At 36.7% G+C, this 12621-nt stretch carries 9 protein-coding genes; all 9 read left to right on the top strand.

Features of this window, described 5'->3' with window-relative positions; translation table 11 throughout:
- The first annotated feature begins 553 nt into the window (after positions 1–553).
- The 9 genes from ASG21_RS06760 to ASG21_RS06800 all read left to right on the top strand — a co-directional run bounded on the left by ASG21_RS06760 (position 554) and on the right by ASG21_RS06800 (position 11949).
- Positions 554–1096, top strand: a complete 543-nt coding sequence (locus ASG21_RS06760; RefSeq protein ID WP_056077363.1) for a hypothetical protein — start codon at positions 554–556, stop codon at positions 1094–1096.
- Between the two features lie 206 nt (positions 1097–1302).
- Entirely contained in the window at positions 1303–1845 is a 543-nt protein-coding gene (locus tag ASG21_RS06765) for a hypothetical protein (RefSeq protein WP_056077365.1), read from the top strand.
- A 203-nt stretch (positions 1846–2048) separates the two neighbouring features.
- Positions 2049–2594: a hypothetical protein gene (locus ASG21_RS06770; protein WP_056077368.1), complete on the top strand. Its 546-nt coding sequence runs from the start codon at positions 2049–2051 to the stop codon at positions 2592–2594.
- An 81-nt stretch (positions 2595–2675) separates the two neighbouring features.
- Positions 2676–3476 (top strand): DUF916 domain-containing protein, encoded by an 801-nt coding sequence (locus tag ASG21_RS06775; protein ID WP_241773466.1) that lies wholly within the window; start codon positions 2676–2678, stop codon positions 3474–3476.
- Between the two features lie 27 nt (positions 3477–3503).
- Complete coding sequence (locus tag ASG21_RS06780; RefSeq protein ID WP_241773467.1) at positions 3504–6290, top strand: outer membrane beta-barrel family protein; 2787 nt, start codon at positions 3504–3506, stop codon at positions 6288–6290.
- Between the two features lie 10 nt (positions 6291–6300).
- Positions 6301–7737, top strand: a complete 1437-nt coding sequence (locus tag ASG21_RS06785) for a hypothetical protein (protein WP_056077371.1) — start codon at positions 6301–6303, stop codon at positions 7735–7737.
- A gap of 24 nt (positions 7738–7761) precedes the next feature.
- Complete coding sequence (locus ASG21_RS06790; RefSeq protein ID WP_056077372.1) at positions 7762–10509, top strand: PAS domain-containing hybrid sensor histidine kinase/response regulator; 2748 nt, start codon at positions 7762–7764, stop codon at positions 10507–10509.
- 61 nt (positions 10510–10570) lie between these two features.
- Entirely contained in the window at positions 10571–11305 is a 735-nt protein-coding gene (locus ASG21_RS06795; protein ID WP_056077375.1) for a HAMP domain-containing sensor histidine kinase, read from the top strand.
- Positions 11302–11949 carry a response regulator transcription factor gene (locus ASG21_RS06800; protein WP_056077376.1) on the top strand — a complete coding sequence of 216 codons (648 nt, stop codon included), beginning with the start codon at positions 11302–11304 and terminating at the stop codon, positions 11947–11949. The genes ASG21_RS06795 and ASG21_RS06800 overlap by 4 nt, the downstream gene beginning before the upstream one ends.
- Positions 11950–12621: the final 672 nt, after the last annotated feature.

A 12621-nucleotide genomic window follows, 5' to 3' on the forward strand; every position in this document is an offset into this window, starting at 1 on the left:
GGTCTTTTCAGACTTTCAGACTGCGCAATAAAATGGGAGCAAAAAGATGATGAAGACCTAGTTTTTTCAGATATGGAGAAGGAAGTTACTAGTGAAATCGCCATCGGATTAGATATAATTAAAAGTTTGGTAAAATAAACAGCTGGTAATGTTGATCCTGATGGCGGAAAATGAAAGACTTGTTCTACCATCAGCATATAATGCTGGAAGAAAGACAGAATAATGCCTGAGCAACTTAGGTAGATGCAATTGATCCATGTAAAATCCAAGATTTTGATATTACCACAAGCAGGTCATTATAATAAAGTGAAAATTTGTAGTTGACAACCGGTGATTGGTAGTTTGTAAATTTTTCCAGTTAATGCATAAGTTTTGTAATACATATTATCAGGTATGTAAATGCCATGATCATCAGACGTCCACAATTTTGTTAAATCAGAAAAAAAATTTTGTTCATATCAAATAATGGTATTACATTTGGACAAAATGAAAGTTAAAAGTTTAATAAATTTTAATACTTCATTTATACCAATCACATCAAATATTTCCGGTTATGAAAAAACAAATCTTTATTGCTGCGTTTTCTTTGGGATTAGTGTCTTTAGGAAGCAACCATATTTCGGCCCAAAATTCTGAAAATGTCAATACCACAGTGAACATCATTCTGGCAGATGTCATTTCAATGGATTTCGGAACTGGAGGTTCTGGAGGTGTAATAGCTTTTAATTATGTAAACACGTCAGATTATAATTCGTCAAAAAATGTCACTGTACCGAACAGTTTGGTGATCAATTCTTCTAAGAATTTTGATATTAAAATAAAATCTGAAGGTGCGAATTTTGTTAGTGGTGCAAACCTCATTCCTGTTGATGTTTTGCAGGTAAGAGCAATACCGGGAGGAAGTCTTACCGGAATTATGAATGAGGTAACTTTATCTACAAACGATCAGGTATTGGTAAGTAGCGCAGGTTTAGGTGCTAATAAAACTCTAAATCTTGCTTATTCCATTTCGGCAGAAAAAGCATCAAAGGTTCTGCTTGGTAAACCTAAAGGAACCTATACGCAAACAGTAACTTATACTGCAACGGCACTTTAATTTAACATAATAATGATTTATCAAAACCCTCAACATGCAAATGTTGAGGTTTTTTTTGATGTAATCAGCACCTGTAGTTATTTTACTACAGGAACTTCCATTTTTAACTACAAAGAAACATTTCTCGCCTCTGTAGATTTGCAGTGTTCAAAGAGAACATTTAAAAAAAATAAAAAATAAAAAATAAAAAATAAAACAATACTATCATGACAAAAATCTTTATCTCAGCTTTAACTTTCGGAGCAATTATACTAGGAACAAACACTGTCCAGGCACAGAACACCACAGCAACTACAACGGTTAACATCACCCTGAGCGATGTAATCTCTATCGATACCGGAAGTACTGCAATCGGCAATAATGTTGACTTTGTCTATACTACTGCAGCAGACTACAACTCGGATCAAACGGTTACCAAGGCAAATTCTCTAAAAGTCACTTCAACGAAAAACTTTAACGTAAAAGTAAAAGCCGGAGGTTCTAATTTTGTAAGTGGAACCAACTCGATCCCTGTAAATGTTTTGACGATTAAAGCTGCTGCATCTTCGGGAACAATGGGTGGAACAAAAACCGCTGTAGTTTTATCTACGGTTGATCAGAATTTAGTTACAAATGCCCCGCTGGGAAGTGCATTGACATTGAATTTGGATTACCTGATTCCTGCCGTGAAATCATCTTCTGCCGATATTTTAGGTAAACCAGCAGGAACTTACACGCAGACGGTAACTTATACTGCAACTGCATTGTAATTATTCCGAGAAATAATATATAAGAAAGTCCTATAACATCTATATGTTATGGGATTTCTTTTTAAAACCAAATAAATAGCCTTGTAGTAATTTTACTACATAAACTTCCATATTCAACTACAAAGAAACTTTTACCGCTGCTGTAGATTTGCAGTGTTAAAAGAGAACAATTAAATAAGAATAAAAAAATAAATATTATTATCATGAAAAAACAAATCGTTATCGCAGCTTTAACTTTTGGAGCAATTATATTAGGAACCAGCAATGTTCATGCACAGAATACTACTGCGACCACAACCGTGAATATTACCCTGAACGATGTAATTTCCATCGATACCGGGAGTACCGCAATCGGTAACAATGTTGACTTTAACTATGCTACTGCAGCAGATTACAACTCTGATCAAACGGTTACAAAAGCCAACTCTCTAAAAGTTACTTCAACGAAAAACTTTAACGTAAAAGTAAAAGCGGGTGGGGCTAATTTCATCAATGGAACCAACACAATCCCTGTAAATGTTTTGACAATTAAAGCTGCTGCATCTGCGGGAACAATGGGAGGAACAAAAACCGCTGTGGTTTTATCTGAAACGGATCAAACTTTAGTTTCAAATGCTCCACTTGGAAGTGCATTGACATTAAATTTGGATTACATGATTCCTGCCGTGAAATCATCTTCTGCCGATATTTTAGGTAAACCAGCCGGAACTTACACGCAGACAGTAACTTATACTGCGACAGCTTTATAATAAAATTTTTAAGATTGTAAAGGTTCCTTTAGTTACGTTTCAGTAGTTTTGGGAATCTTTTATTTTTAAACAATTTACACCATGCGCAAGTTTATCCATCTTTTCCTTTTCGTGATCATCACAGCAGCTTCTTCAGCTTTGTCACAAAGTATCTCTATGTCACCTACACGTCTGTTTTTCACAGGCAATCCGGGAGAAAAAGTTACACAGACCGTTACGCTTCAGAACAGCTCCGACAAAGATTACGTCTTTAATCTCAACTATAAAGACTGGGTGAGAGAAGAAAATGGAAATAAAGTTTATCTTGATGCAGGAAGTTCAAAAACGTCTAATGCCTCCTGGATTTCAACGTTAGAAAACGCTGTCACAGTTCCTGCGAAAAGTACAAAAGAGATTGTAGTAACCATGAAGATTCCGGCAAATGCTTCAAAATCGACAGTTACTAACAGCATGCTTTTCTTCACACAATTACCACAGCAGGCAGATCAGGCAAAGGCTAAAAACGGGATTGGTATCATCACATTATTTGAGGTCGGACTTCATATCTTTTATACCCCTTCCGGAAATCAGCTGAAAAGCCTTGATATTACAAATATTGCAGAGGTGTCTTCTGATAATGCCGCCGAAAGAAAAGTCGCAGTAAGCATCCATAATGACGGAAACACGATCAATGATGCTACCGTTGAGTTTGAACTCACCAATACAGACAGCGGTAAAGAAATAAAAATACCTGCGACTGCAATTTCCATGCTTCCTGACACCAATCAGGTCGTTCATTTTTCCTTACCGGAGAATATTTCAGGGAATTTCCTCGGCGTGGCCATTATTAAAATGGCAGGATCCAATGATTTACGCGTTGGCGAAAAAAACTTTAAATTTTAATATTAAGTCTTAAAACTGCAAAATAGAATGTTGATACCGATCCTTAGAAGAACAATTTTACTTCTGGCATTTGTTCTTTTAAATTTTTCATTTGCTTCTGCGCAGGATAAGAAGGATATCACGATCTATTTCGAAAAAGACAGTGTAGCTGTTGAAAAAGGTTCAACATTTACGAATTTCCTGGTGATTGAGAATAAAAGTTCTGAAGCTGTCACAATTCAGAATATCGTGCCTCAGGAAAATTATCCCGGATTGCTTTTCTATCCCAAAAATGAATTTACACTGGATGCCGGACAGTCTAAAAATCTTCCTGTAAAACTGATTGCCAATGTGGATTTTATGAAACTGAGATCCAGTGAGATTAATTTTCAGGTTTCTTACATCACTTCATCATTAACAAGAACCGAAAGCATATCGTTTACGGTTAAAAAAGAAGAAAACAGTAACATCGCAATTTACACGGAGGCTTTCGAGAATTTCATTAATCCTAATGCGCCGGACTCTTCAATATTACTCACTGTTGAAAACCAGGGCTACAGCAAACGAAACGTAAAGATTGACTTTCAATCTATACCCGATGGTTTGGAAATGATGCCAAAACAACAGACTGTTTTCCTTGAAGGTTTGGAAAAACAAACTGTTGAGATCAAAATTGTAATTAGAAAACACAATACGGTTTTTCCTGAATTTAATATCAACGCAATCGCAACAGATCTTCTCACTAATGAAATTGTGGGAAGCAACACGCTCCATTTACTTATTTTATCAAATAACAGACAAATTGCCAGAGGACCGGAGTCTGTAAGCGGAAGTAATTTTGCTGAAATGAGCTACAACGAAAACAGCTCAGGTTTTAATTTTCTTCAATTAAGAGCTAATACAGCTTTTAGAGTGAGCGAAAACGTGAAATCGCGCTTCAATATCGGTACGGATTACTTTATGGAACGAGGCCTTTACAACATCTATGATACCTGGTTGGAAATGGAGCGAAAAAATACGGTATTACGCGTTGGAAATATTAACAGCACAGATTACGAATACCCTATTTTCGGAAGAGGTGCAAAAATTTCCACCAAATTTGGTAGTAACAAACAGATCGAATTGCTGGCGCTGGAAAACAATTACAATCTGTACAGTACTTATTTCCAGCAAATAAATGGGTCTAACGTGGTGGGGGCAAAGTATGGGTATGGAAATGCGAAAACTTTAAATGGAAAAATTTCATATATATACGACCATGATCCGCGCTTAAACGTTGATACACAGCTGGCAAATGCTGTGACGTCTTTTTCAGTAGGAGGCAAACACACCATCCGGACGGAGGTTGGTCTGAGTCACGAAAAAGGACTTGTAAATAAGGATGAAAATGCAGGAGGTCTGGTGGGAGCTATTTACGAAGGACGAGCAGGGAGATGGGATTTGCAATCTACTAATTCATTCGCTACTAAAAGTTATGCAGGGATCAAAAGAGGATCTTTTTTCTCAAACCAAAGAATCGGCAGACAATTTTCTGATTCTAAGCGTGCATTTATACAATACCAAAACTCACAGGTAGACCCTGGTTTTCTGAGTTTGCAGAATGCGCCTTATCAACCTGAGATCAGTACTAATTTGCGCTATTATTTTAACAGTACCGAATCGTTGGCAACAGGTTATCAGTTTATTGGGAAAAATTGGAATTTCCTCGTTTCTCCAAAGATTGAAAAGCAAAAAACAGCTAGTTTCTATACATCGCACGAACTTTTTTCTTACAGACTTGAAACCAACATCAGTACAACATTGGGTAACCATTCAATAAACCTTACTGCGGAATATTCCTATTCAAATGCAGACAATCAGTCAGACTGGTTTAACAGTTTACGAACAACTCTGTCGTACAGGTATAAATCGTTCTCTCTAAACGGAACAGCCCAATGGAACGCAACGAATGTGTTTGATTTAAATTCCTTCTATAATACAGACCGCAATTTTGCCAACTACAATGTATACGCATCGTATAACTTCCATACGCTGGGTAATAATTTGACCGGATCTTTTTCAGCCGGAGCTTTTTATTCGGAGCTTTATAAAAATTTAAATACCAATATCACCGGAAATCTTGAATACAGGATTTCACCTTCGTGGTCGGGCACAGGTTATTTTAATCTGTCAGGTTATAAATCCATGGCTGAATATTCAACCGTTGGCAGTTATTATCAGTTCAGAGTGGGTATTAAAAAATACTTTGCACCAGCCACTGCGCTTGGAAATCATAAAGTGACGTTCCAGTTCTTTGAAGACAAAAATTTCAACGGACTTCCGGATTCGGGCGAAAAGTTATTTGCTGATGAGATTGTCAAACTGGACGATTATATCGCAATGACAGATAAAAACGGAAAAGTGGTTTTTCAAAATGTACCCGAAGGTATTTATACTTTGAAAGTGAACGAAAATGCTGGTGCCAGATTAATGATGGATCCTGTAATTATGGTCAGTAAAAATATCAACCGCAGGGTAGGCCTAGTAAAAAACATCAGGGTAAGTGGAAAATTGACCGAGATCAAACAGGCTTACGATGTTTTGGATACTGATGTAACCGGTATAGCTGTGTATGCAAAAGGTGAAGATGGAGTGATCTATACAGCTTTGGTCAACCAAAAAAATGAATTTGAATTTTTCCTGAAAGATGGAAAATATGAAATTTATATTGAAAATGACAGGTACAGCTATACACAACCAAGGCAAACCATTCAGGTGACGAAAGAAGGTTACTCAGCAAATGTTATTTTTGAATACAGAAAGAAAGACACAACCATTAAGGTGAAAAAGTTTTAAATTTAGAGGTATGAAAACGATTAGGTTTTTTTTAACAGGAATTTTAACGCTGTGCTTCGGAACATCAATCATGAAAGCTCAGGATATATTTCTGACTATTCCTGAAAATAATATTTTTAACAGAACAGAATTTACTTCAGTACCAACAAGGGTAATGTCGAACGCCAGCAGAACAAACTGGATCTATGGCTTTTTGGGATTTGGACCAGTAGCTCCTACATTTACCTCTACCTCCGGGCAAAATTTTACGCAGGCTTCTTCTTCAGTTATCTTACCCGCGAGCGTTCTTATCTGGCAGTTGGAGAGTATGGGAGGGCAGTTGCCAGGTACAGGATTTTCGGGTTCTTTACCTGGTTTTCAGTCTTTCAGTCCGAGTGCTGTAAAATGGTTTGAACCACCGGGATCCCTGATTTTCGGAGCAGCGTTCAACAGGGGAAATATTAATTTTACATTTAAAATTCCTGCCGCACAATTTTCTGCGAATGTCTTCCGGGCTGGTAATTACTCCATGGATATTGCACAGAATTATAATGATTTCACGCCAATTAATTTTAAAACAATTATAGTTATTCCGTCATCGATACGTTGGGTTACAAACTCTTTGACGAAGTATATCGAAATATCTTCTCTGAATGACTATCGAGGAACAAACACAAAGGTATGGGATTTAGGAAATACAGAATTGGCAAATACGGTCGATTTTAATTTTTGGGCAAAAGCGGCTGCAAATACTGTTCAGTTTACATCTTCCAAAGGTGTTTCAGGGACCAGAAATATTGCCAGTATCAAATTAGGCAGTAATGGGCCTGCACTCACGACGAAAGCTCTGTCATCTGGTTTTCAGAATTTTTCAGCAACAAACCTGAGCGTTACAGCAGGGAACAGAAACAGCTTCGTACCAGAATTGTACGTTTCTTCTGATGATTTTAAAAATTATTTTTTTGAAGCGGGAACCTATACATTTGAATTGAATCTTAATGCGAAAAGTACAGATAATCAAATCAACACTTTGCAGAATACTGCTGTTCAAATAAAAGTGCTTCCCAGGTCGGAGATTTCTATCCCCAGTTCAGGCAAAAATGTAAACTTCAATTTTAATACAGCAGCTTTGTACACAAATGGTCAGACGCAGATCATTCCAAACCAAATAATGCTGTCTAATAATGAAAGTTTTGAACTTTATGTAAAATCAGACGAAAATTATTTCAAAAAAGGTGGTCTGCAAACCAACATCAACTCCAATATCTTAAAGATTGGAATCGACGGAAGTTCCGTAAGCGCTCCATTATCTAAAACTCCACAGAAAATTCTCTTTGACGGTACACCGGTTCTGGACCGGCAGCTTAACGTCAGATATACCATATCTCCTGCGGATTCACAAAGTTTGGTAGGGAAGGAAAACAGTACTTACTCAATCAATGTTTATTACAGCTTTACGGCAATCTAATAATAATACTTTCAACTCTTTTTTATGGACCATTTTAGCGGGAATAATTATTCTCTGGATCAGCACGACAGTAATAAACTGAAAGCATTCGAAAAAAAATATGCCGACGTTTTTGATTTTTTAGTATATGCTGCTGCTAAGCTGACGGATGCGGAGCTTTGCAGCATAAGTATTTTATCTGAAGGTAAAGTTTATGTTATTGCATCCAGTGATGGAGCACCTAATCAGATTTATCAGCAGAATCCTCATTTTCTCCCGGACAATGAGACTTCAGTGTACGAAATCGGAAGTCCTGAATTTAAATTTCATAGAAGTTATCTCATTCCGTATCCTAATAACAATTTTATTGCTCACCTAAACTTACTTGACAGGGAAAATAAAAATTTTGATAAAGCAGGGAAAGAGACCGTCACGAAGATTATAAATCATGCATCAAACGGGTTCGAAGGAAAAGAAAAGGAACAGCTTTTACGCAGTTATGATGTAGTTTTTGAGACATCAAGCGATCTAATCTGCGTTTTGTCTGTGAAAGGTAAATTTATAAAACTAAATCCTGCCTTTTCGAAATTATTGGGTTGGAGTAATGAGCAGTCTTTGAATAAAAGTTTTACCGAATTTGTTCATCCCGAAGACAAACAGACAACCGTCTTCGCACTGGAAGATTTAGCATATGGTAAAACCTTATCTAATTTCAATAACCGATACGTCACGAAATCCGGAGAAGTGAAATGGATTCAGTGGACTTTAGTTCCCCAACCTGAATCCGGAGTAGTTTATACCATTGGAAGAGATATTACAGAATTTACCACCAGAAAAAAATTACTCAGACGAAGCGAAGAGAAGTATCGCGGTCTTTTTGAAAAGAATCAGGGAATACTGAGCATACATGACCTCGATGGAAATTTTCTGGACGTCAATGACGCGGGTTTAAAAGCGTCTGGTTTTTCAAGAGAGGAATTGCTGACCCTTAATCTGTATGATCTCATCATTCCGGACAAGCATGAAAATGTTAAAATGTACCTTCAGGAAATCAGAATTTCAAATCATGCAGCAGGCGAAATGACCATTCTTAAAAAAAATGGGAAAAAGGCAGTTTGGCATTTTATGAGTGTTAGAGACGAAGATGCAGACGGTAATCTACAGGTAATGGCTAATGCAGTAGACATTACCGAACGTAAAAAAATGGAGAACGAGATTCTTGAAGCGAAGGAGCTTGCAGAAAAAGCTTACGCGCTCAAATCTGAGTTTGTAGCCAATATGAGTCATGAGATCAGAACCCCTTTAAATGGTATTATCGGATTTACCGAACTCCTAATGGAAACCAGCCTTGACGAGACACAGAGGCAATATCTGGATATTATCAGCCAATCAGGAGTGTCCCTGTACAGCATCATCAATGATATCCTGGATTTTTCAAAACTGGAGAAACAAAAACTTGAGGTGAATCTGGATAAAGTAGAGCTCGAGGAATTGGTTTCAGAGGCTTTTAATATTGTTTCTTATAACAACAGCAAAAAACAGCTGGAAATGCTGATTGATATTGACGATGCCATCCCTACATACATCTGGACTGATGCCATGCGGCTAAAACAGGTTTTTGTAAACCTTTTGAGCAATTCTTTAAAATTTACCGAAAGAGGAGAGATTGTTTTGTATGCTAGGGTGTTGGATGATTTAGAAGAAAGAAAAAAAATAATTCGATTCGGAGTCCGCGATACAGGAATTGGAATTAACAAGGAAAAGCAGGCTGAAATTTTTGAAGCATTTTCCCAGGAAGATGGCAGTATCAGCAAGAGGTATGGGGGCACCGGTCTTGGACTTACCATTTCGAATCAAATCTTAGCATTGCTCAACAGTATTTTACAGGTCGATAGTGAACAGGGAAGGGGTAGTGATTTTTACTTTGACATGCAGTTTGATACGCAGGAGGAAGAATTTGATCTAAGTCTGAGTGGTATTAAAAAAGTACTGATCGTAGATGATAATGAAAACAACAGGAAAATCCTGAAAAGGATGCTGGAAAGAAAAAATATCGAAGTGACAGAATGCGACAGCGGCTTAAAAGCATTGCTTCTGATCATGGACAGTCCGGAATATGATGTGATTATTATGGATTATCACATGCCGGTTATGGATGGACTCGAAACCATCAGAAAAATGAGGACTATGATTCCTGACACTTCCGGTTCAGCCCCGTATATCGTTTTGTACAGTTCTTCCGACGACACTAATTTACAGAGTGCATGTGACGAACTGGAGATAGAAAACCGAATGATAAAACCCATTCGTATGCGACAGATGTATCAGATTCTGTCTGCTTTAAAGAACTCTGAAAAGAAAAAAATGGAAAAAGTTGAAAATAAGGTTACAGAAGCCGATACACAGGAAATAAAAATTTTGATTGCTGAAGATAATGCTGTTAATTTGCTTCTTACTAAAACTTATTTGAAGGATCTTCTACCGCAGGCCTTGATCATTGAAGCAAAAGATGGAGCCGAAGCAGTTGAACAATACAAAAAAGAAAGTCCAGGTCTTATTTTAATGGACATACAGATGCCGCAGCTTAATGGCATTGAAGCTACAAAGCAAATAAGATCTTTGGAAAAAAACATTGAAATTCCTATTGTTGCATTAACAGCTGGCAGCCTTCCCGGAGAAAAGGAAAAATGTTTGCAAGGCGGAATGTCGGACTTTCTAACTAAGCCCTTGTTAAAACAAACCCTGTCAGATATGATGCGGAAATGGTTAGGTAACGAAATAGATAAAAAGTAAATCCTATATTTAGCTTTTTTAAAAATACTGAAGTGAAAAATTTACCATTATAATTTACTTTATGGATGATCTTATCAAGGAATTAAAGATAAAAATAGAAAAGCTTGAAAACGAAATCTATTTTAAGAATGGACTGATTTCGATATTGTCTCATGACTCAAAAGAATTATTTGGGAATTTTCTATGGCTTGTAGAATCCCTGGAGCAAAAAATCGTTAGTGAGCAGGATTTTTATAAGCTCTTACCACAGGTGAAGAGTGATGCCCGCAAGAATCTGCAGACTGTTCAGGACAGTACTGCCTGGTTAAAAACGCAGTACGGAAACTTTAAAATTAAACCTGATAAAATCTTGGTGACAGATCTTTTTCATCATCTGGAAGAGCAATACGCTGCTAAACTAGAAGAGAAAAGCATCAATTTTTATTTTAAAGGAGATCACAATTCATTTATTATAAGCGATCGCTTACTACTGGAATATATTTTAGATAAAATTTTCAACAATGCAGTAAAATACTCATCAACTGGTCAGGATATTTATTTGCAGCAGGTTTCAGAGGAAGATCAGACCAAACTTTCAGTAGTTGATTCCGGAACCGGAATAAATGAAAAATATTTAGCTACGATTTACAGCTATGACAATCCCATATTTCAGGGTACTGCTGGCGAAAAAGGAGCCGGATTAAGTTTGAAAATTGTAAAAAATTTCATATTCTTGCTGCAGGGAAATATTGACATACAGTCATCTGAAAATAAAGGAACTACAGTCTCCCTTTTTTTACCTAATTTTATTGCATGAAGGATGTAAAACTAAATGCCCGCATTGTTGTGGCAGATGATCATGGTATTGTCCGGATGGGTTTGATTCAAACAATAAAGCGGCTCAGATCTGATGCTGTGATCTCAGAAGTGGAAGATTACAGATCGCTTTACAAAGTAATTCAGAAAGAAGAGTTGGATCTGGCGATCATGGACGTTAATATGCCTAACGGTACTGTTCAGGAAGCGATAGATTACATCAAAATTCATCAGCCTCAGCTGAAAATCCTTTTATTTTCTTCACAGGATGAAGAAGTGTATGCAATGCGGTATCTAAAAATGGGGGCTGGCGGTTATTTAAGCAAGCAAAGTTCCACTGAAATAATCGAGTCTGCTCTAATTGCGATGCTTACGAAGGGCCTATATGTCAGTGACAACGTAAAAGATGCGATGTTTGCAGAATCATTAACCGGCGCGGGAAAAAATTCTCCTTTCGAAACGCTTTCAGACCGCGAACTGCAAATTGCGACGAAGCTTGCAGAAGGAATTACCCTTAAAGAAATTGCCAATCAATTTAATCTCCATTCATCTACGATCAGTACATATAAAAACAGATTGTTTGACAAGCTTAAAATACGATCTATACCAGAACTGGTAGAGATTCTTAGATTGTATAACCAGTAATATCTATGCTGCCCCTTTTATCAATATCGAAAATCGCATGATCTTTTGAAGTAAAAACATAATTCTCTGCTGTAGAATACGGATGTTTTTTTGTTGCCCCACTTTTGGTTTTTTTCGTGATGTGCTATTCGTACTTTGAAGATTTATGACCATAAATTTCTATAAGAGTTCAAATAATTGTATGCATATTTCTTGGTGACTGACTGTGCTATTCAAATTTATCTTTCACAACGGTTTTCAATTACAATAAGGTTATCGGATTTTCCACAGCAAATATATTCTGTTGTCCCTTTGGGAAAAATCTTTGTATATCAGCATAAAATCAAAATTTTCACTTGCTCAAGTAGATTTAATTTTTGATCTTATATACATTTCATCCTTATCATTTTATTAACCAAATTTTACATTTTCAATTACCGAAGTTACCCCAACTTAAAATCTGTATGATTTTGTACAGAACGTAATAAATCCCGCTCTTTGAATGATGATTTATGTAAATAAAGCCGGCGCAAAAAGACATGCAGTATTTAACTGTACAAGATGGAGCTTCTGGAAAGCAACACTTTGATTTATGGCTCTGAGATTATGTAAAAAGTCTGAGAGAAAATTAATTACGTATAAAGATTTAAAAATAGAAACGTTGCTTATACAGTTATGGCAGCGTTTTTTTTT

The organism is Chryseobacterium sp. Leaf394 (assembly GCF_001424105.1).
GTDB lineage: Bacteria > Bacteroidota > Bacteroidia > Flavobacteriales > Weeksellaceae > Chryseobacterium.

Coding starts and splice junctions, on each gene's coding strand:
- ASG21_RS06760 (WP_056077363.1), top strand. CDS start 554: ATGAAAAAACAAATCTTTATTGCTGCGTTTTCTTTGGGATTAGTGTCT.
- ASG21_RS06765 (WP_056077365.1), top strand. CDS start 1,303: ATGACAAAAATCTTTATCTCAGCTTTAACTTTCGGAGCAATTATACTA.
- ASG21_RS06770 (WP_056077368.1), top strand. CDS start 2,049: ATGAAAAAACAAATCGTTATCGCAGCTTTAACTTTTGGAGCAATTATA.
- ASG21_RS06775 (WP_241773466.1), top strand. CDS start 2,676: ATGCGCAAGTTTATCCATCTTTTCCTTTTCGTGATCATCACAGCAGCT.
- ASG21_RS06780 (WP_241773467.1), top strand. CDS start 3,504: ATGTTGATACCGATCCTTAGAAGAACAATTTTACTTCTGGCATTTGTT.
- ASG21_RS06785 (WP_056077371.1), top strand. CDS start 6,301: ATGAAAACGATTAGGTTTTTTTTAACAGGAATTTTAACGCTGTGCTTC.
- ASG21_RS06790 (WP_056077372.1), top strand. CDS start 7,762: ATGGACCATTTTAGCGGGAATAATTATTCTCTGGATCAGCACGACAGT.
- ASG21_RS06795 (WP_056077375.1), top strand. CDS start 10,571: ATGGATGATCTTATCAAGGAATTAAAGATAAAAATAGAAAAGCTTGAA.
- ASG21_RS06800 (WP_056077376.1), top strand. CDS start 11,302: ATGAAGGATGTAAAACTAAATGCCCGCATTGTTGTGGCAGATGATCAT.